We start from the raw sequence: 18,359 nt of genomic DNA, 5'->3' as shown, positions 1-18,359 counted from the left end.
CCTCTCGTCATGGGTGACGTCGTCGAATTCTCGCGCAGGCCCGGCTCGCGCAGGCCCGGCTCGCGCACGCCCGGCTCGCGCACGCCGAAGGCGCTCTGGCGCGACGTGCTCGGAGAGGTGCTGCGCGCAGAGCGCCGCGATCAGGAGCGCATCCTCACCGAAGTCGCCGCGACGGCGGGCGTCTCGCCGCAGTACCTCTCCGAGATCGAGCGCGGCCGAAAGGAGCCGTCGAGCGAGATCCTCGGCTCGGTCGCCGACGCGCTCGGCCTCGATCTCTTCGAGGTCGTGCACCGCGTGGGCGAGCGGCTCGGCGACCGCCGTGCCGCCGAGCGACGCGAGGCCGAGCGACGTGAACGGCTCGCGGTCGAGACGTCGCTCGCGTTCCGGCTCGACGCCGGGTCGCGGCATCCGCGCGTGGTGTTCGAATCGGATGTCGCGGGCGCGAGCCGTCCCGCCGACACGTTCTTGCTGGCTGCCTGAGCGCTCGCAACACGGCGGCCGTGCCGGCATCGGCGCGATCAGGCTGTGGGAGCCTGCGCAATGCGTACGGTGTTGCCCGACGGGTCGCGGAAGGCGCAGTCGCGCGGGCCGTAGCCCTGGTCCATGGGCTCTTGCAACACTTCGGCGCCCCACGCGCGCACGCGCTCGAAGGCCGCGTCGACGTCGTCGGAGCGGAACACGAACAGGGGCAGCGAGCCCTTGGTGAGCAGCTCTTGCAGGGCGTCGCCGTCGGCCTGCGAACGGCCGGCATGGGGCACCGAGAGCACGAGGCCGAGGCCGGGCTGCGCGTCGCTGCCGAGCGTGACCCAGCGGAATTCGCCCGAGGCCACGTCGTTCTGCACCTCGAGCCCGAGCGCGTCGCGGTAGAAGGGAATCGACTCGTCGACGTCGTTGACGGTGATGTTCAGGTACTGGAGTGCGATGGTCATGGCGACGACGCTACGCCGCCGCCCCTGCGGTTGCTTCTCGATTCCTGCTCGATCGGTTTCGGGCCGGGCGCGTCTGCATCTTCGCGACGAACGGCGGCATCGCCTCGACCGCGTCGTGCTTGCGCCGGCGGTAGGCCGTGGGCGACTCGCCCACGATCTCGGTGAACCGCGAACTGAACGAGCCGAGCGAGGTACAGCCGACGGTCATGCATGCGTCGGTGACGCTCTCCCCGACCCGCAGCAACGCCATGGCACGTTCGATGCGGCGCGTCATGAGGTAGCTGTAGGGAGTCTCGCCGTAGGCCGCACGGAACTGTCGCGAGAAATGGGCCGGCGACATGAGCGCCTTCGCGGCCATGGTCGGCACGTCGAGCGGCCTCGCGTACTCGCGATCGATGAGGTCGCGGGCGCGGCGCAGGTGGGCGAGCGTCTCGAGCTCCTGCGGGGTCATGCTTCGACGGTAGCACCGGGCGCCGACCTCGTGCCTGCGTTCGAGATCACGCCTGCGCCGTGAGCACGTGGTCGGCGAGCCCGTAGGCGACGGCCGCCTCGGCGGGCAGGATCAGGTCGCGGTCGGTGTCGTGGCGCAGCGCCTCGACCGAGCGTCCCGTGTCGGCAGCCAGCGCAGCTTCGAGCTCGGCGCGCACCCGCACGACCTCGTCGGCGTGGATGATGAGGTCGGGAACGGTGCCGCGGCCCTGGGTCGACGGCTGGTGCAGCGTCACCGTGCTGTGCGGCAGCATCGCGCGCTGCCCCCTGGCTCCGCCCGCCAGCAGCACGGCGGCCGGCCCGCCGGCCTGCCCGACGCACGTGGTCGCGACATCCGGCCTGATGTGCGCCATGGTGTCGTAGACCGCGAGGGCCGCGCCCGGCGACCCGCCGGGGGAGTTCAGGTACAGGCTGATCGGCGTCTCGCTCGATTCCGACGCGAGGTGCAGGAACTGCGCGATGAGCACGTTCGCGACGCCGTCGTCGATCTCGGTGCCGAGGTAGACGATGCGCTCCGACAGCAGGCGGCTGTAGACGTCGAGTGAGCGCTCGTTGTTGCCGCGCTTCTCGACGACGTAGGGGATCGTGTAACCAGTCATGCCGGCACCCGCAATCCTGCAGCCGCGTGCGCGGGGCTCGGGTAGAGCTCGTCGAACTCGTCGACGACGCGGTCGATGAAGCCGTAGTCGACGGCCTGCCCGGCGGTGTACCAGCGGTCGCGCAGCGAATCCTGCGTGATGCGCTCGATCGGCTGGCCCGTGAGTTCGGCGGTGATGCCGAGCACGACATCGCGCGTGTACCGCAGGTCGTCGGCCTGCAACTCGACGTCGACCGCGGTGCCGCCGATGCCCGCAGAGCCCTGGTGCATGAGCACGCGGGCGTGCGGCAGCGCGAGCCGCTTGCCGGGCGTGCCCGCGGTCAGCAGGAACTGCCCGGCGCTCGCCGCCCAGCCGATCGCGACGGTCGCGACGTCGTTCGGGATGGCCCGCATCACGTCCATGATCGCGAGCATGGCGGGCACCGAACCGCCCGGTGAGTTGATGAAGAAGCGGATGTCCCGGCGCGGGTCGTCGGCCGCGAGCGTGAGCAGCTGCGCGATGAGGCGGTTGCCGCCCGCCTGGTCGAGCTCGTCGCCGAGCACGATCACGCGCTCATGGAAGAGCCGTCGGGTGAGTTCGGCGTCGATCGGGTGGATCGGTGGGGTCTCGTGATCGGTCATGACCCCAGCCTGCGCGCGCCGCAGCGCCCGCAGGCCCGATGCCGCTCACGGCAGCACTGCCCAGAGCAGCGCGGGTCAGCCGGCGTGGGCGAGGATCGGGCCCTCGCTGAACTGGCACGAGGTCGCGGTGAGGCGCGAGTCGGGGTCGAGCCTCGTGAGCACGGCGCCTGCGATCGCATAGAGCTGCTCGAGCTGCTCCTGCGTGAGTGCGTCGAGCACCGTCTCGCGCACGGTGGCGACATGCCCGGGGGCGGCGTCGGCGATGAGTTGCATGCCGGCCTCGGTGATCGTGGCGTTCGTCGCCCGGCGGTCTTCGGGACACGGGTACCGCTCGATGAGCCCGCGCTCTTCAAGCCGGCGCGCGACGTGCGAGAGTCGCGGCAGCGTCGCGTTCGTGCGCGAGGCGAGCTCGGTCATGCGCATCGTGCGGTCGGGGGCGTCGGCGATCGCCATGAGCGCGCCGTACTCGAAGTGGGTGAGCCCGGCGTCGCGCAGCAACTGCGCGTCGAGGGCACCCGGCAGCAGTTCTGCGAGCGCGACGAGGCGCACCCAGGCGGCGGATTCCTCGGTGTTGAGCCACTTCGTTTCACTCGTCATGCGGCAAGTCTACCGCAATAGTTGACGCGACAACCGAAGTGCGGTACAGTAATAGTTGTCGGAACAAGTAATCGCATCGAAATCCGATGCGGAGAGGAAGACATGACGACGGTCAGCATCATCGGAAACGGCAACATGGGCTCTGCGATCGGCGGCATCGTCGCGGCGGCAGGCCACACGGTCGAGTACATCACCCGCGACACCGCAGACATCAACGGCGAGATCGTCGTGCTCGCCGTGGCGCACCCCTCGGTCGCCGAGATCCTCGAGCAGCGCGGCGAGCAGCTCGCCGGCAAGATCGTCGTCGACATCACCAACCCCCTGAACTTCGAGACCTTCGACTCGCTCGTCGCCCCCGCCGACGGCTCGAAGGCCGGCGAGATCGCCGCCGCCCTGCCGAACTCGCGCGTGCTCAAGGCCTTCAACACGAACTTCGCCGCGACCCTCGCGTCGAAGCAGGTCGGCAGCAACCCCACCACGGTGCTCGTCGCCGGTGACGACGTCGACGCCAAGAACACGCTCATCGACATCGTGCGCGCCGGTGGCGTCGCCGCCGTCGATGCCGGTTCGCTCAAGCGCGCCCGCGAGCTCGAGGCCGTCGGCTTCCTGCAGCTCACCCTCGCCGTGCAGGAGAAGATCCAGTGGACGGGTGGCTTCGCGGTCGCCGCGTAACCCCTCAGGCCGTGCCGCGCAGGTACTTCAACTGCGCACGAACGGATGCCTCGGCTGCGAATCGCACCGAGGCATCCGCGTCTGCGTAGACGGCGTCGGTGACCTGCGCGGTCGTGGCGTCGTCGCCGAGCCGGCGCAGCGCCGCGCGCACCTGGTCGAGCCGCTCGGCGCGATGCGCCAGGTACGCGTCGCAGATCGCCGCGAGGTCGGGCAGCACCGGTCCGTGCCCGGTGAGGGCCACGACCGGGCCGTGCGTGCCGAGGGCGCGCAGCCGCTCGAGTGAGTCGAGGTAGGGGCCGAGGGCTCCGTCGGGGTCGGAGATGATCGTCGTGCCGCGGCCGAGGATCGTGTCGCCCGTGAGCACCGAGCCGTGCGCAGCGTCGGCGGCGCCGAGCGGCGCATCGCCGGGCAGCGCGAAGCACACCGAGTCGGCCGTGTGACCGGGCGTCGCCACGACCTCGATGGCGAGCCCGGCAGCCTCGATGCGCTCACCGTCGACGAGCGGTTCGCCCCCGATGCAGAGCGCGGCGTCGATCGCGCGCACCGGGGCATCCGTCATTCGCGCGAATTCGGCGAGCGACTCGGTGTGATCGATGTGGTTGTGCGTGACGAGCACGAGCTCGACGCGCCCGAAGCCCGCCAGACGAGCGAGGTGCCCGGCGTCGGACGGGCCCGGGTCGACGACGACGACGACGCTCGGCGAACCCGGCGCGCGCAGTACGAAGGAGTTCGTGCCGTCGAGCGTCATGGGGCCGGGGTTCGGCGCGAGCATCACCCGCGCGAGGGTCGTTGCCTGCACGCCGGGAAGCTCGGACTCGCTCATGCCCGCAGTGTATCCGTCGCCCGTGCGCTGACGTCGTGCCGGGCCTAGGCTGAACTGCATGGCCGACAATGCACCGCCCCCGTCGAACGACGGCGCGGGCTGGGCCGCGACGGTCGTACTGCTGCGCGACGGCGAGCGCGGCGTCGAGGTGCTGCTGGCCGAGCGGCCCAGTGGCCGGGGCTCGTTCGCCGGCGCGTGGGTCTTCCCGGGCGGCGTGGTCGAGCGAGCGGATGTCGCGGGCGACGGTATCGGCGGCATCGAGGCCGCCCGCCGGGCGGCCGTGCGCGAGACCCGCGAAGAGGTCGGCCTCGAGGTCGACATCGACGAGCTCGTGCCGATCGCGGTATGGACTCCGCCGAAGGGCGCCCCGAAGCCGCTCACCACGACGTTCTTCGCCGTGCGCGTGCCCGACGGCGAGCTCGTGCTCGCACCCGATGAGGTCGTCTCGGCCGAGTGGGTGCGGCCGGCCGACGCGCTCGAACGTCATGCCGGCGGCACCATGACGCTGTGGCCGCCCACCTGGGTCACCTTGCACGGCTTGACGCATGCGACATCCGTCGATGAGGTGCTCACCGAGTACTCCGGCCGGGGCGTGCACGATTACCGCGCGCGCCGCGACGAGGCCCGCCGCCTCGTGATCTGGCAGGAGGACGCCGAGTACGACCCGGCGGCCGCGCCGCAGGGCGATGCCGGCCCTCGCCACCGACTCGTGATGGACTCACTGCCGTGGGTCTATCTCAACGCGTACTGATCCGTGGTTGACGTCACGGTCGTCGGCAGCGGGCCCAATGGGCTCGTCGCTGCCGTCATCGCGGCCCGCGCCGGGCTCAGCGTGCGCGTGCTCGAGGCCGCGCCGACGATCGGCGGAGGAGTTCGCACCGCCGAGCTCACTCTGCCGGGGTTCCGCCACGATGTGTGCTCGGCGGTGCATCCGGCCGGGCTCGCATCGCCGGTGTTCCGAAAGCTCGGCTTGTTCGACGGGCCGCACGCCCCCGAGTGGATCGTGCCCGAGGCGTCGTACGCGCACCCGCTGCCCGGCGGACGGGCGGGCATCGCGTGGCGCGACCTCGACCGCACGGTCGAGGGACTCGGCGCCGACGGTCCCGCGTGGCGGCGCCTCATCGCCCCGCTGCTCGCACGTCAGCGCGGCGTCGTCGACTTCACCGGCGGGCAGCTGCTGCGGGTGCCGCGCGACCCGATCGCGGCGCTCCGGTTCGGGCTGCGGGCACTCGAGCAGGGCTCGGGTGCGTGGAACACGCGGTTCTCGGGCGACGTCGCCCCCGCGCTCTTCACCGGCGTCGCAGCACATGCAGCTGGTGGCATGCCCTCGCTCGCCTCGGCCGGCGCGGCGCTGTTGCTCGCGATGCACGCGCACGGCGTCGGCTGGGGGTTCCCGAAGGGCGGATCCCAGGCGATCGCCGACGCGCTCGCCGCCGAGCTCGTCGAGCGGGGCGTCGAGATCGTGACCGATTCCCCGGTCGACGCGCTCGGCGCCGTGACCGCCGACTCCCGGGCGGTGCTGCTCGACACCTCGCCCGACCTGCTGCTGACGGCCGACCTGCCGCCGCGCTACGAGCGCGCCCTGCGCGGCTACCGCTACGGATCGGGCGTCGCGAAGGTCGACTTCGCATTGACCGACCCGGTGCCCTGGGCGAACCCTTCCGTCGCGCTCGCGCCGACCGTGCACGTCGGCGGCAGCCGCCGCGAGATGGCCGCCGCCGAGAACGCCGTCGCTCGTGGCCTGCAGCCCGGGCTGAACCCCCGCATCGCGGGCGGCGGAGCCCCGCGGCATCCGTATGTGCTCGTCACCCAGCCGAGCGTCGTCGACCCGACCCGCGCACCCGCCGGCAGGCACGTGCTCTGGGCGTACACGCACGTGCCCGCCGGGTCGAGGCAAGATGCGACCGAGGCGGTGACCGCCGCGATCGAGCGCTTCGCGCCGGGGTTCCGCGACGTGGTGCTCGCCTCGGCGGCGAGCTCGGCCGCAGAGATCGGGGCGTACAACCGCAACTACGTCGGCGGCGACATCTACGCCGGCGCGCTCTCGATGACGCAGCTCGTGAAGCGCCCCGTGGTGTCGACGGCGCCGTGGCGCACTCCCGTCGAGGGCGTGTACCTCTGCTCGAGCGCGACGCCGCCCGGCCCGGCCGTGCACGGCATGAACGGGTGGTGGGCGGCCAAGCTCGCGCTCCGCGAGCGCTTCGGCATCGACTGACCGCTAGCGCTCGCCCCCGCTCTGCGTGACGACCTTTTGCCGGTCAACGGGCGATCGCCAGTGCACGTCACCTGATGAAAGGTCGTCACGTGGGGCGAATGCGGGTGTCGCGGCATCCGATCGTGTAGCATATCTGCATATGAATGCAGATACGAAGGTATGCGGACGCTCGCCCGACGGCGAGTACGTCGAGCTCGCCGTCGAGGTGTTCTCGATGCTCGCCGACGCCACGCGTATTCGCATCATCCTCGCCCTGCGCGACCACGGCGAGCTCTCGGTGAACCTGCTCGCCGACCTCGTCGACAAGGCGCCGGCCGCCGTGTCGCAGCACCTCGCGAAACTTCGGCTCGCACGCATCGTCGCCACGCGGCACGAGGGCACGAAGGTCTTCTATCGCCTCGAGAACGAGCACGCGCGCCAGCTCGTGGCCGACGCGATCTTCCAGGCCGAGCACTCGCTCGGGGGCATCCCGCGGCATCACCACGCCGACGCGGCCTCGCCCGGTGCGGTCGGCACTGCCGCGGCGGTTGACCAGATCGCAAGCGAGGCACGATCATGAGACCTGCGCGCGTGAACGCGCGTGAACCGCACGCTCACGAGCACCAGCACGCTCGGGCGGGTGAGCACGACCACGCCGTGCACGACCACCCCCGCGAGCACGCCCACCCCAGCGGCATCCGCGGTTTCGTGCACGAGGTCTTCATGCCGCACACGCACGATGCCGCCGACTCGGTCGACGACGCGCTCGAGGCGAGTGCGCAGGGCGTGCGCGCGCTGAAGGTGAGCCTGCTCGTGCTACTCGCCACGACCATGCTGCAGTTCGCGATCGTGTTCATCAGCAACTCGGTGGCACTGCTGGCCGACACGGTGCACAACTTCTCCGACGCGCTCACCGCCGGGCCGCTGTGGATCGCGTTCGTGCTCGCCAGGAGAGCGCCCTCGCGCCGCTACCCCTACGGGTACGGCCGTGCCGAAGACCTCGCGGGTCTCTTCATCGTCCTCGTGGTCGGGGTGTCGGCGATCGTCGCGGCGTGGCAGTCGATCGACCGGCTGCTGAATCCCCAACCGCTGGCAAACCTCGGTTGGCTCGTGGCCGCGGGCGTCGTCGGGTTCCTCGGCAACGAGGCCGTCGCGATCTACCGCATCCGGGTGGGGCGCCGCATCGGCTCGGCGGCGCTCGTCGCCGACGGCGTGCATGCGCGCACCGACGGGTTCACCTCGCTCGCAGTGGTGGTCGGCGCGTTCGGGGCGATGCTCGGCTTTCCGCTCGCCGACCCGATCGTGGGCCTCGTGATCGCGGCGGCGATCATCGTGCTGCTGTGGGGCACCACCAGGAATGTCGGTCGCCGCCTGATGGACGGCATCGAGCCCGAGTTGCTCGACAAGGCCGAGCAGGCGCTCGCCGACGGTGCGGGCGTCGCCGGCGTCGGCACGGTCCGGTTGCGGTGGATCGGACACCGGCTGAGCAGCGAAGCCGTCGTGCTGATGGATCACGATGCACCAGCCCACGGGCTCGGCACGGCCGCCGACGACGCCGAGGCACGCCTGCGCAACGCGCTTCCGAAGCTCGACGTCGTCACGGTGCAGGTTCGTCACGCGGCGAGGCAGGCATCGGCGTAGCCTGAGCGCGTGGATCGGGTCGGCTCTCGTTCATCGCATTCCTGCCGGCAGCCGACCGGTTCGAGGAGGTCGATGATGACGCATCCGAATGCGGAACTCGCGCGAAGCGAGATGAAGGCCGCTCTTCGAGGCGATCTCGAGGGCATGCTCGAGCACTACACCGACGACGTCGTGCTCCACTATCCGGGCCGGAACGCCCTGTCGGGCATTCACCGTGGCAAGGACGGGATCCGGAAGTGGGTGGCCAAGATCGACGAACTGCTGGGCGAAGGTGGGTCGTTCACGCGTTCGCTGCACGACATCGTGGCGAACGACGACTACGCGATCCAGCTCGTGTCGGTCGAGGCGCGACGGGGCGACGGACGGTCTGCCAGCTGGGACGCGGCAGCGGTGATGCGCGTGCACAACGGGAAGTTCAGCGACATCCGGCTCGACATCTTCGACCCGTACGCCGTCGACGAGCTGTTCGCGTAGCCGGCGCGCCCGCCTGGGCTGCGCGAGAGCGGGGTCTCGATACGCGTCCTCCTTCGTCGGGCGCTACTCGACCGGCGGGGCTGCCCGCTGCGCGGGCCACTCGACCGGCGGGGGACACCGGCAGTAGCGTGAGGGCGTGGACTGGACCTCCTGGTTCGACGCGCACGACTACGAGATCGCGCGGCAGATCGTGCAGCGCGGGGTGGGGGCGCTCGCGTTCATCGCGTTCCTGTCGACGCTGAACCAGTTCCGTCCGCTGCTCGGCGAGCACGGGCTGCTGCCGGTGCCCGAGCTGCTGCGGCGCGCGTCGCGACTGCGCGGGCCGACCGTGTTCCGGTGGGGCTACACCGATCGGCGGCTCGTCGCGCTCGCGATCGCCGGCATGGTGCTCGCGGCGTCGGTCGTCGTCGGCCTGCCGCAGCAGGGCCCTCCGTGGGTGCCGATGCTCGTGTTCCTCGCGCTCTGGATCGGCTACCTCTCGATCGTGAACGTCGGCCAGACGTTCTACGGGTTCGGCTGGGAGATGCTGCTGTGCGAGGCGCTGTTCACCGTGGCGTTCCTGGGGTCGAACGACCAGCCGCCGGCGATCACGATCGTCGTGGCGATCTGGTGGCTGGTGTTCCGCCTCGAGTTCGGCGCGGGCATGATCAAGATCCGCGGCGGGCGGGAGTGGCGCGACCTGACCGCGCTCACCTACCATCACGAGACGCAGCCGATGCCGAACCCGTTCAGCCGACAGGCTCACCTGCTGCCGAGGTGGTTCCACAAGGGTGAGGTGCTCGGCAACCACTTCGCCCAGCTCGTCGTGCCGTTCTTCCTCTTTGTGCCGGGTCCGGTCGGCTCGGCGGCCGCGACCATCGTGATCCTCACGCAGCTCTGGCTCATCGTCACGGGCAACTTCGCGTGGCTCAACTGGATCACCGTGGTGCTCGCAGCCTCAGCGATCTCCGACCCGGTCTGGCACGCCGTCATCCCCGCCATTCCGGCAGACCTCGGCACCGACACCACGACGACGCCGCTGTGGTGGGTCATCGTCGTGCTCGGGGCATCCGCCCTGATTCTCGTGCTCAGCTGGTGGCCGGTCCGCAACCTGTTCTCGCGACGTCAGCTCATGAACGCGAGCTTCAACCGGTACATGCTCGTGAACGCATATGGCGCGTTCGGCACCGTCACGAAGCGCCGCATCGAGATCGTCGTCGAGGGCACGCTCGACGTGTCGCCCGACGACGCCGACTGGCGGGAGTACGCGTTCAAGGGCAAGCCCGGTGACGTGCGCGCCCTGCCGAGGCAGTGGGCGCCGTATCACCTGCGGCTCGACTGGTTGATGTGGTTCCTGCCGCTCGGGCGCATGTGGGAACCGTGGTTCGAGACGCTGCTGAAGCGACTGCTCGAAGCGGATGCCCCGACGCTGAGGTTGCTCGCCCACGATCCGTTCGACGGGGTCGCGCCGACGTGGGTGCGGGCGTACGCCTACCACTACCGCTTCGCGACGCGCGCCGAGCGCCGCGCGACGGGAGACCGCTGGGTGCGCACCCTCGAGGGCGAGGTGATCGGGCCGGCGGCGCTGCGGTGAGCCTTCGTCGATCGAGTAGCGAGCGCAGCGGGCGTCTCGAGATCCGGTGAAACGTCGCAGGCTGCTGGGTCTCGATACGCGTCCTCCTTCGTCGGGCGCTACTCGACCGGCGCTACTCGACCGGCGCTGCTCGACCGGCGCTACTCGACCGGTGCTATTCGGCGACCGACGCGGGCTCGGCCTCGCGGTGCTCGATGTCGTCGACGTGTGCGGCGGGCATCGCGATCGCGGCCGCGATCGTGACGACGGCCGCGACCACGACCGAGAGGAACACCGCAGCCGACGCCGACTGGATCGCGACGGGGGAGTGCTCGCCGAGCCCCGACCGGGCGATCACGCCGTTCGCGACCGCCCCGAAGATCGCCACACCGACCGCGCTGCCCATCGAGCGCAGGAACATGTTCGCGCCGGTCACCACGCCGCGCTCGGCCCACGGCACCGACGACTGCGCGGCGATGAGGGTGGGCGAGGCGACGAGTCCGAGTCCGAGGCCCACGATGAAGCAGGCGATCGCGGTCGTCCAGACGTTCGGGGCGAACGACGCCGCGAGCAGTGCGGCCGCGCCCGACACGGTGATGGTCAGCCCGATGAGCGCCGTGCGGCGGAAGCCGATGCGCAGGAACAGCCGCCCCGAGTTCGAGGCCGCGATCGGCCAGCCCAGCGTGAGCGCGGCCACCGCGAGACCCGAGACGAGAGGAGAGGCATCCGCTGTCGCCTCGAGGAACGTCGGCACGTAGGAGGTCAGGCCGATGAGCACCGCGCCGACCCCGAGCGAGATCAGCGAGGTCGTGACGATGAGCCGCCGCGAGAACACCCAGAGTGGCAGCACCGGCTCGGCGGCCCGGCGCTCGATGAAGACGAACGCGACGAGCAGCACGCCGCCGAGGCCGAACGCGGCGAGGCTCTGCCATGACAGCCAGGCCCATGCCTGCCCGCCCTCGAGCACGGCGAGGATCACGAGCGTGAGGCCGACCGTGAGCACCGATGCACCGGCGTAATCGATGCGGTGCTTCTCGCGCCCGACCGACTCGTGGTAGTTGCGCATCAGCATGAACGCGGCGATGAGGCAGAGCGGGATGTTGACGAAGAAGATCCACCGCCACGAGGCGAACTCGGCGAACACGCCGCCGAGGGTCGGCCCGACCACCGATGAGATCGCCCACACGCTCGCGATGTAGCCCTGCACCCGCGCACGCTCGCGCACGCTGTAGATGTCGCCGGTGATCGTGATCGACACCGGCAGCACGGCACCGGCACCGAGCCCTTGCACGGCGCGGAACACGATGAGCGAGGTCATGTCCCACGCGAACCCGCAGAGCACCGATCCGACGAGGAACAACCCGATGCCGAAGAGCATGATCGGCTTGCGGCCGATGGTGTCGGCGAGCTTCGAGTACACCGGCACCGAGACGGCTTGCGCGAGCAGGTAGATCGAGAACAGCCATGGGAACTGGGCGAAGCCGCCGAGATCGTCGACGATCGACGGTACGGCTGTTGCGAGGATCGTCGAGTCGATCGCGATGAGCCCGGTCGCGAGCATCACCGCGATGAGCACGGGCCCGCGCTCCGACCGGAATCCGACGGCGGTGGTCTCGCTCACGTTCCTCCCCTTGTGACGCGCAGCTCGCACGCCCCCTTCAGCACAATCGCCGCGGCATCCGTTTCATTCCCGAGGGATGCCCCTGCCCCTGTGTAGCGTCTGCACCATGCGGATTCGAACGAAGCGGCCGGCGGCACCCGAGCCACCCCGCACCGAGGTCACGACCGATGGCGGGTCGCGCGCGCCCGAGGTGCGCATCCGCGCATTCCAGATCGGCTTCGTCGGTGCGCTGGGCGTGCTGCTCGCGATTCTGCTGGGCGGCATCGTGGGCCAGCTCGGCACGGTCATCCTCTACGTCGCGCTCGCGCTGTTCCTCGCGCTCGGCCTCGACCCGGTTGTCAGCTGGCTGCAGCGGCGCGGCATGCCGCGGTGGGTTGCGATTCTCATCGTCTTCGCTGCGGTCATCGGCCTCTTCGTCGGGCTGATCGCCACGATCGTGCCGATCGTCATCCGCGAGACGACGAACCTCATCCAGAACTGGGACGACATCGTCGCGTCGGCGCAGGGCAGCGATCTCGTCATCTGGCTGAATTCGATCATCGGCGACGATGCGATCGAAGAAGCGATCGCGTCGGCCGGGGACTGGCTCGCCGACCCGGCGAACCTCGGCGCCCTCGGCGGTGGTATCCTCGCCGTCGGTGCGGGCATCGCCGGTGGGTTCACGGGCGCCACGATCGTGCTCATCCTCACGTTGTACTTCCTCGCGTCGCTCGACTCGATGAAGCGCTACGCGGCGCGGTTCGTGCCGGCCAGCTCACGCGGCGGCTACCGAGACGTCTCAGAAGAGATCACCGGGTCGGTCGGTCGCTACGTCATCGGCCAGGTGAGCCTGGCCTCGGTCAACGGCGTGCTGAGCTTCATCTACCTGACGATCATCGGCGCGCCGGCCCCCATTCTGCTCGCCTTCATCGCGTTCCTGTTCTCGCTCGTGCCGCTCGTCGGAACGCTCACCGGCGCGGTGATCATCACCCTCGTCTCGCTTGCGGCATCGCCGGCCACCGCGATCGCCGCGGCCATCTACTACCTCATCTACATGCAGGTCGAGGCCTACGTGCTGAGTCCCCGCATCATGAGCCGCGCAGTCGCCGTGCCGGGTGCCCTGGTCGTGATCGCCGCGGTCGCGGGCGGCACGCTCGGGGGGGTGCTCGGCGCCCTCGTCGCGATCCCCGTGGCGGCGTCGCTCATCATCGTCATCGAGAAGGTGCTGTTCCCGCGGCAGGATTCCGTCTAGTCGGCGTGAGATGACCGATGCCGCGGCACTGCGCCGCGGCAGAGGTCATGTCGCTCGCGACTCAGGTGCGCATGATCGAGCCGCCCGCGCGAACCCGCGAGACCGCGTCGACCGTGGCCGCCAAGATCAGCACGCCGCCCGTGACGACGAGGTTCACGCCTGCCGGCAGGTTGAGCAGGCCGAGGCCGTTCGTGATCACCGCGATGACGAGCGCGCCGATCGCCGCGTGCAGCAGGCGACCGCGTCCGCCGAAGAGGCTGACGCCGCCGACCACCGCGGCGGCGACGCCCGAGAGCACGATCTCGCGACCAGCGGCGGCGTCGACCGCGCCGACCTTGCTGATCGAGAAGAGGCCCGACACGACGGCGAGGGTCGAGCAGACGATGAATGCGCTCCAGCGCACCAGCATGACCTTGACGCCCGACCGGCGGGCGGCCTCGGCGTTGCCGCCGATCGCGTAGAGGTACCGGCCGAACCGGGTGCGGTCGAGCACGAAGGTGCCGATCCAGAGGATGACGAGCACGATCGGCACGACGATCGGCACACCTTCGACCACGCCGACCGACTGGCCGCGGTTGCGGCTGAGGATCGCGACCACGGCGCCGCCGATGACCGCGATGACGCCGAGCTTGATCCACACGAGCGCGATCGTGCGATTGGGTACCCCGGCGCGGGCGCGCCGTGCCCGATCCCAGAACGAGGTCGCCGCCGACACCGCGAGGATCACAGCGAGCATCAGCCAGCCGGCCCACACGGGCATGTTCTGGTTCTGGATGGCCTGGATCTCGTCGATCTGCACCCGGTAGAGCCCGCCGGCGCCGATGATCATGAGCGTGATGCCCTGATACCCGAGGAACAAGCCCAGGGTCACGACGAATGATGGGATGCCGACCCGCGCGACGAAGAACCCGATCAGCGCACCGGTGAGGATGCCGGCGGCGAACGCGACGGCCAGCGCGATCGGCCACGGCACGGCATGCACGTTCACGAGCACGATGAACAGCGCCATGGTCATGCCGCTGGTGACACCGGCCGACAGGTCGATCTCGCCGAGCAGCAGTACGAACACGAGCGCCATACCCAGCATGACCAACGTGGCGGCCTGCGTCAGCAGGTTCGCGAAGTTGCGCTCGGTGAGGAAGAACGGGCTGAGGAAGCTGAACAGGATCGTCAGGACGACGAAGCCGCCGACGGCCGGAAGCGCGCCCATGTCACCGCTTCGCACGCGTTGGAAGTAGGCGCGAACCTGATCGCCGACCGTGCCCTCTTGGCCGCTGCCGATCAGGTCGGGAGCGACATCGCTCGCCGAGGTGTCGGGCGCGGGGGCAACCGTGCCGGGCGGCGTCGGGTTCGCGTTCATGCGGTCACTCCCTGCTGGGTCTTGGTGCCCGTGATGTAACCGACGACATCGTCGCGCGACGTCTGCTTGGCGTCGAGGGAAGCGACCATCTGCCCGAGGTAGAGCACGTTGATGTGGTCGGCCACCTCGAACACGTCGGCGAGGTTGTGGCTGATGATGATCACCGCGACGCCCTGCTCGGCAAGCCGCGTGACGAGGTGCAGTACCTGCTCGGTCTGTGCGACGCCGAGCGCCGCGGTGGGCTCGTCGAGGATGACGACGCGGGCCTTCTTGAGCACCGCGCGAGCGATCGCGACCGTCTGCCGCTGACCGCCCGAGAGGCTCGCCACCTTCTGGCGCACCGACTTGACGGTGCGCACCGAGAGCGAGCGCAGCGTGTCGGACGCCTCCTTCTCCATGCGACCCTCGTCGAACGTGCCGAAGCCGGTCTCTTCGCGGCCGAGGAACATGTTCTGCACGATGTCGAGGTTGTCGCACAGCGCGAGGTCTTGGTAGACGACCTCGATGCCGAGTCGGGCCGCATCGCGCGGGGTGTGCAGGTTGATCGGCTCACCGTCGAAGCGAACCTCGCCGCCGTCGTACGGCTGCACTCCGGCGAGCCCCTTGATGAGGGTCGACTTACCGGCACCGTTGTCGCCGACCAGCGCGGTGACCTTTCCGGGGTAGGCCACGAGGTCGACGCCCTTGAGCACGCTCACTGGGCCGAAGCTCTTGACGACACTTTCGAGTTCGATGATCGGCGCGACCGCGCCGCCCGGATCTGCGCCAGTGTTCATGCCGGTTCCTTTCGACGACGCTGTCTGGATCTCAGTGTGGCACTCGGGTGCCGAACGCGGGAGGGGGAAGAGAGGCCCCGCTCTGCGGCGATCGAGCTGCCGAAGGCGGGGCCCCGCGTCGTTGCGACTATTCGATGCCGAACTCGGCGCACTTCGCCTGGACTTCGCCCTGGCAGAGTTCGGCCGGGTCGGCGTCACCGGCGTCGACGACATCGACGACCTGCTCGGGGCCGACGAGCTGCGGCGTCACGGCCACGTACGGTGTGCCGTCTTCGAGCTCTTGGTCAGCGGTCGGCGTCTCGCCCCCGAGCAGGGCGACCGCCAGCTCGACCGCGGCGTCTGCCTCGAGCTTGATCGGCTTGTAGACCGTGGCGGTCTGCTTGCCGAGCAGCACGTTCTGCAGACCGGCGATCGATGCGTCCTGACCCGAGACCGGAACGACGAGGCCGTTCTTGTCGAGGATCGTGATGACACCCGCGGCGTTCGTGTCGTTCGCCACCCACACCGCGTCGACCTTGCCGCCGAGCGAGGTGAGGGCCTGCTCGAAGTTCGTCGCCGACTTCTCGCCGTCCCAGATGCCCGGGGGCTCGGCGGCCGGGGTGATGCCCGCAGCCTCCATGACCTCGACGGCACCGTCGTGGAACATCTTCGCGTTGCCGTCGGCCGGGTCGCCGCCCATGTAGACCACGACGGCGCTCGCCGGGTCTTTGCCGGCGGCGGCGAGGCCGTCGACGATCGACTGGCCCTCGAGGCGTCCGACCTCGAAGTTGTCGAACGACACGTAGTAGTCGGCGCCCTCGATGGGGCGGTCGTATGCGATGACCGGGATGCCCTCGGCTTTGGCCTTCTCGGCAACGGCTGCGCCGGCGCCGTTGTAGTCGACGAGCAACATCACGCCGCAGCCCTTGCTCAGCTGCTGGTCGGCGATCGTGGCGTACTTGTTGGTGTCGCCCTGCGCGTTCTGGATGTCGGTCTCGAAGCCGGCAGCCTCGAGCCCCTCCTGCAGGTACGGACGGTCGTTGTTCTCCCAGCGAGGCGACGAGGCTGCATCGGGAAGGATCACGCAGGCGCGCGATGCCGTCGCGTCGTCTGTGCTCTCTCCACCGCCCCCGCCGTTCGAACATCCTGCAAGCAGCAACGCCGAGACGCCGATGACCGCCGCAGTAGAGACCAATGAAGGCTTCTTCATGGCTCTCCCCTTCTCAAGGTGAGGTGACCCCTCGTGGTGTCTCCGTCGGCATTGGCGGAGGCAAGGCCATGATGCCGCATTTGTGGCCGTGCCGAACATTTTGAAAGATAACGCTTGTGTAACCACCGCGACCCTGCTGCGCTGGAACCCCGGACTCACGCGGATGCGCGGGGGAGCGCTCTCTCGCAAGCCCGCGTTCTGGGGGTGCGGCCGCCGGCCGACGTCTCAGAACCAGATGCTGAGGTGCGGCGTGCGCTGGCCGAGGAACATGCGGTCGGCGAGCTCGATCGCGCGCCCCGCCGACGCCGCAGACGAGGCGACCCGACCCGCGCGGGCGAGCACCGACGGTCGCACGCCGCCCAGGTAGATCGCTCCGAGTTCGTGCACGCCGAGGCGGATACCGGGAGCCGACCCCGAAGCCGAGCCAGTGCCCGTGCCCGTGCCCGACGCACGGTCGGGGTCGATACGCGCCACCTCGGCGCGCCCGCGCTCGTCGACGACGAGTTCATAGAGGCCTGCTGCGTGGCCCTGCGGATCGGTGACCTCGATGGCGAGCGTGCCGGCCGTGCCGTAGCGGCGCGAGGCGAGCGCGGCGACGGGGTCGAGCACGCGCACCCAGAGATGGTCGGCCACGTCGGAGACGGTGATGGCCCGGGGGTCTTCGAGCAGCCATGGCAGCGGCTCGTCGACCGAGCGCAGGAGGCCGCGCACGCTCGTGACGAAGTCCTGCTCGACGAGGAACCGCCAGAGCTCGCGCTCGGCCTCGTCGGTCGCGGCGGCGAGGAAGTCGAACTCGACGATGCCGTGCTCGTTCGGATCGCGCAGCACCTGGAACACGGCGAAGCCCTGCGGATTGCCGTGCTCGTCGTCGTAGCGCACGACGCGCTTGCGCCGCGAGCTCTCGCTGTCAGGGTCGACGAGGCCGAGCGCCCGGTCGAGGATGCCGGGCCACCGGTCGATCTCGCCGGTTGTGCGGGCGACCGCGCGACGGGCCAGCGCCGGCGCGATCGTGCGAAGGTCTTCGGCGGCGACGAAGTGCACGCGCCCCGGGGCATCGGGCCCGATCCAGTGGGTGCGGCGACGGTCGACGTGCACGGTGGCCGCACGCGTCGCCGGGGCGTACCCGAAGCGACCGTAGATCGTCGCCTCGCTGGCGGTGAGCACCGCAAGCGCGGCACCCGCGGCGCGGGCGTTCTCGAGCTCGGCGAGCATGAGGGCGCGGGCGATGCCGCGCCGGCGATGGGTCGGAGAGACCGTGACCGAGCTGACGGCCCAGGCGTCGACGCTGCGCCCACCGGGCACGCTGAGCCCTGTGGGCCAACTCGAGACGGTCGCGACCGGGATCGCGGGGTCGGCGATCGAGGGGTCGTACACGCCCTGCACGCGACGGTCGGCGATCACCGCGAGGTCGTAGTCGACGCTGACCTGTCGCGGACGCGCATTGTGGAATCCCCGGAAATCGGCCTCGACCCATGCCGTGGCCGCCGCGACGTCGTTCGTGTCGACCAGTCGGTACTCGAGACCCTTGGCCGCGAGCGTGCGCAGCGCCGTGGCGTCGAGCGGTATCGCCCGAAGATCGAAGGACATCCCCC

20 protein-coding genes are annotated in these 18,359 nt (G+C 70.1%); 9 read left to right on the top strand and 11 right to left on the bottom strand.

Annotated features, from left to right (window positions below):
* The first annotated feature begins 9 nt into the window (after positions 1 to 9).
* A complete protein-coding gene (locus ABD164_RS05730) occupies positions 10 to 480 on the top strand; it encodes a helix-turn-helix domain-containing protein (RefSeq protein ID WP_344294347.1) in 471 nt (156 codons plus the stop codon).
* Between the two features lie 38 nt (positions 481 to 518).
* Here ABD164_RS05730 and ABD164_RS05725 read toward each other — a convergent pair whose 3' ends face one another.
* From ABD164_RS05725 to ABD164_RS05705, 5 genes are all read right to left on the bottom strand, one after another.
* A complete protein-coding gene (locus ABD164_RS05725; RefSeq protein WP_344294345.1) occupies positions 519 to 929 on the bottom strand; it encodes a VOC family protein in 411 nt (136 codons plus the stop codon).
* A gap of 10 nt (positions 930 to 939) precedes the next feature.
* Positions 940 to 1,380, bottom strand: coding sequence for a helix-turn-helix transcriptional regulator (locus ABD164_RS05720; protein WP_344294343.1), 441 nt, complete (start codon positions 1,378 to 1,380; stop codon positions 940 to 942).
* 46 nt (positions 1,381 to 1,426) lie between these two features.
* On the bottom strand, positions 1,427 to 2,017 hold the full coding sequence (locus ABD164_RS05715) for a ClpP family protease (RefSeq protein ID WP_344294342.1): 591 nt from the start codon (positions 2,015 to 2,017) through the stop codon (positions 1,427 to 1,429).
* Positions 2,014 to 2,637 carry a ClpP family protease gene (locus ABD164_RS05710; RefSeq protein WP_344294340.1) on the bottom strand — a complete coding sequence of 208 codons (624 nt, stop codon included), beginning with the start codon at positions 2,635 to 2,637 and terminating at the stop codon, positions 2,014 to 2,016. The genes ABD164_RS05715 and ABD164_RS05710 overlap by 4 nt, the downstream gene beginning before the upstream one ends.
* A 75-nt stretch (positions 2,638 to 2,712) precedes the next feature.
* The gene (locus ABD164_RS05705; protein ID WP_344294339.1) at positions 2,713 to 3,234 is read right to left on the bottom strand and encodes a MarR family winged helix-turn-helix transcriptional regulator; all 522 of its coding nucleotides are present in this window, start codon (positions 3,232 to 3,234) and stop codon (positions 2,713 to 2,715) included.
* A gap of 102 nt (positions 3,235 to 3,336) precedes the next feature.
* On the opposite strand from ABD164_RS05705, the gene ABD164_RS05700 reads away from it, so the two are divergent.
* Positions 3,337 to 3,906, top strand: a complete 570-nt coding sequence (locus ABD164_RS05700; protein ID WP_344294337.1) for an NADPH-dependent F420 reductase — start codon at positions 3,337 to 3,339, stop codon at positions 3,904 to 3,906.
* A 4-nt stretch (positions 3,907 to 3,910) separates the two neighbouring features.
* Here ABD164_RS05700 and ABD164_RS05695 read toward each other — a convergent pair whose 3' ends face one another.
* On the bottom strand, positions 3,911 to 4,729 hold the full coding sequence (locus ABD164_RS05695) for an MBL fold metallo-hydrolase (RefSeq protein ID WP_344294335.1): 819 nt from the start codon (positions 4,727 to 4,729) through the stop codon (positions 3,911 to 3,913).
* A gap of 58 nt (positions 4,730 to 4,787) precedes the next feature.
* Here ABD164_RS05695 and ABD164_RS05690 point away from each other — a divergent pair, with 58 nt between their 5' ends.
* The 6 genes from ABD164_RS05690 to ABD164_RS05665 all read left to right on the top strand — a co-directional run bounded on the left by ABD164_RS05690 (position 4,788) and on the right by ABD164_RS05665 (position 10,611).
* Positions 4,788 to 5,480, top strand: a complete 693-nt coding sequence (locus ABD164_RS05690) for an NUDIX hydrolase (RefSeq protein WP_344294333.1) — start codon at positions 4,788 to 4,790, stop codon at positions 5,478 to 5,480.
* A gap of 3 nt (positions 5,481 to 5,483) precedes the next feature.
* Positions 5,484 to 6,944 (top strand): phytoene desaturase family protein, encoded by a 1,461-nt coding sequence (locus tag ABD164_RS05685; RefSeq protein WP_344294331.1) that lies wholly within the window; start codon positions 5,484 to 5,486, stop codon positions 6,942 to 6,944.
* 139 nt (positions 6,945 to 7,083) lie between these two features.
* Positions 7,084 to 7,503 carry an ArsR/SmtB family transcription factor gene (locus tag ABD164_RS05680; RefSeq protein ID WP_344294329.1) on the top strand — a complete coding sequence of 140 codons (420 nt, stop codon included), beginning with the start codon at positions 7,084 to 7,086 and terminating at the stop codon, positions 7,501 to 7,503.
* A complete protein-coding gene (locus ABD164_RS05675; protein ID WP_344294327.1) occupies positions 7,500 to 8,564 on the top strand; it encodes a cation diffusion facilitator family transporter in 1,065 nt (354 codons plus the stop codon). The genes ABD164_RS05680 and ABD164_RS05675 overlap by 4 nt, the downstream gene beginning before the upstream one ends.
* Before the next feature lie 75 nt (positions 8,565 to 8,639).
* Positions 8,640 to 9,038 carry a nuclear transport factor 2 family protein gene (locus tag ABD164_RS05670; RefSeq protein WP_344294325.1) on the top strand — a complete coding sequence of 133 codons (399 nt, stop codon included), beginning with the start codon at positions 8,640 to 8,642 and terminating at the stop codon, positions 9,036 to 9,038.
* A gap of 136 nt (positions 9,039 to 9,174) precedes the next feature.
* Positions 9,175 to 10,611, top strand: coding sequence for a lipase maturation factor family protein (locus ABD164_RS05665; protein ID WP_344294323.1), 1,437 nt, complete (start codon positions 9,175 to 9,177; stop codon positions 10,609 to 10,611).
* A gap of 154 nt (positions 10,612 to 10,765) precedes the next feature.
* Here the strand turns inward: ABD164_RS05665 and ABD164_RS05660 are convergent, their stop codons facing one another.
* A complete protein-coding gene (locus ABD164_RS05660) occupies positions 10,766 to 12,211 on the bottom strand; it encodes an MDR family MFS transporter (protein ID WP_425545910.1) in 1,446 nt (481 codons plus the stop codon).
* A 106-nt stretch (positions 12,212 to 12,317) separates the two neighbouring features.
* Between ABD164_RS05660 and ABD164_RS05655 the strand changes: the two genes are divergently transcribed.
* On the top strand, positions 12,318 to 13,442 hold the full coding sequence (locus ABD164_RS05655) for an AI-2E family transporter (RefSeq protein ID WP_344294321.1): 1,125 nt from the start codon (positions 12,318 to 12,320) through the stop codon (positions 13,440 to 13,442).
* A 61-nt stretch (positions 13,443 to 13,503) separates the two neighbouring features.
* Here the strand turns inward: ABD164_RS05655 and ABD164_RS05650 are convergent, their stop codons facing one another.
* From ABD164_RS05650 to ABD164_RS05635, 4 genes are all read right to left on the bottom strand, one after another.
* Entirely contained in the window at positions 13,504 to 14,802 is a 1,299-nt protein-coding gene (locus ABD164_RS05650) for a sugar ABC transporter permease (protein ID WP_344294319.1), read from the bottom strand.
* Entirely contained in the window at positions 14,799 to 15,578 is a 780-nt protein-coding gene (locus ABD164_RS05645) for an ATP-binding cassette domain-containing protein (protein WP_344294317.1), read from the bottom strand. Before ABD164_RS05645 ends, ABD164_RS05650 begins: the two co-directional genes overlap by 4 nt.
* Positions 15,579 to 15,705: 127 nt before the next feature.
* Positions 15,706 to 16,767, bottom strand: a complete 1,062-nt coding sequence (locus tag ABD164_RS05640) for a sugar ABC transporter substrate-binding protein (protein WP_344294315.1) — start codon at positions 16,765 to 16,767, stop codon at positions 15,706 to 15,708.
* A gap of 225 nt (positions 16,768 to 16,992) precedes the next feature.
* Positions 16,993 to 18,354, bottom strand: a complete 1,362-nt coding sequence (locus ABD164_RS05635; RefSeq protein ID WP_344294313.1) for a GNAT family N-acetyltransferase — start codon at positions 18,352 to 18,354, stop codon at positions 16,993 to 16,995.
* Positions 18,355 to 18,359 lie beyond the last annotated feature (5 nt).

It is taken from the genome of Agromyces neolithicus (genome assembly GCF_039529735.1).
GTDB lineage: Bacteria > Actinomycetota > Actinomycetes > Actinomycetales > Microbacteriaceae > Agromyces > Agromyces neolithicus.
The sequence above is the reverse complement of the archived record's forward strand: the minus strand, read 5'-3'. Positions and strand labels throughout refer to the sequence as shown.

Coding starts and splice junctions, on each gene's coding strand:
- ABD164_RS05720 (WP_344294343.1), bottom strand. CDS start 1,380: ATGACCCCGCAGGAGCTCGAGACGCTCGCCCACCTGCGCCGCGCCCGC.
- ABD164_RS05675 (WP_344294327.1), top strand. CDS start 7,500: ATGAGACCTGCGCGCGTGAACGCGCGTGAACCGCACGCTCACGAGCAC.
- ABD164_RS05655 (WP_344294321.1), top strand. CDS start 12,318: ATGCGGATTCGAACGAAGCGGCCGGCGGCACCCGAGCCACCCCGCACC.
- ABD164_RS05650 (WP_344294319.1), bottom strand. CDS start 14,802: ATGAACGCGAACCCGACGCCGCCCGGCACGGTTGCCCCCGCGCCCGAC.
- ABD164_RS05640 (WP_344294315.1), bottom strand. CDS start 16,767: ATGAAGAAGCCTTCATTGGTCTCTACTGCGGCGGTCATCGGCGTCTCG.
- ABD164_RS05680 (WP_344294329.1), top strand. CDS start 7,084: ATGAATGCAGATACGAAGGTATGCGGACGCTCGCCCGACGGCGAGTAC.
- ABD164_RS05695 (WP_344294335.1), bottom strand. CDS start 4,729: ATGAGCGAGTCCGAGCTTCCCGGCGTGCAGGCAACGACCCTCGCGCGG.
- ABD164_RS05645 (WP_344294317.1), bottom strand. CDS start 15,578: ATGAACACTGGCGCAGATCCGGGCGGCGCGGTCGCGCCGATCATCGAA.
- ABD164_RS05725 (WP_344294345.1), bottom strand. CDS start 929: ATGACCATCGCACTCCAGTACCTGAACATCACCGTCAACGACGTCGAC.
- ABD164_RS05690 (WP_344294333.1), top strand. CDS start 4,788: ATGGCCGACAATGCACCGCCCCCGTCGAACGACGGCGCGGGCTGGGCC.
- ABD164_RS05670 (WP_344294325.1), top strand. CDS start 8,640: ATGACGCATCCGAATGCGGAACTCGCGCGAAGCGAGATGAAGGCCGCT.
- ABD164_RS05635 (WP_344294313.1), bottom strand. CDS start 18,354: ATGTCCTTCGATCTTCGGGCGATACCGCTCGACGCCACGGCGCTGCGC.
- ABD164_RS05715 (WP_344294342.1), bottom strand. CDS start 2,017: ATGACTGGTTACACGATCCCCTACGTCGTCGAGAAGCGCGGCAACAAC.
- ABD164_RS05705 (WP_344294339.1), bottom strand. CDS start 3,234: ATGACGAGTGAAACGAAGTGGCTCAACACCGAGGAATCCGCCGCCTGG.
- ABD164_RS05730 (WP_344294347.1), top strand. CDS start 10: ATGGGTGACGTCGTCGAATTCTCGCGCAGGCCCGGCTCGCGCAGGCCC.
- ABD164_RS05700 (WP_344294337.1), top strand. CDS start 3,337: ATGACGACGGTCAGCATCATCGGAAACGGCAACATGGGCTCTGCGATC.
- ABD164_RS05710 (WP_344294340.1), bottom strand. CDS start 2,637: ATGACCGATCACGAGACCCCACCGATCCACCCGATCGACGCCGAACTC.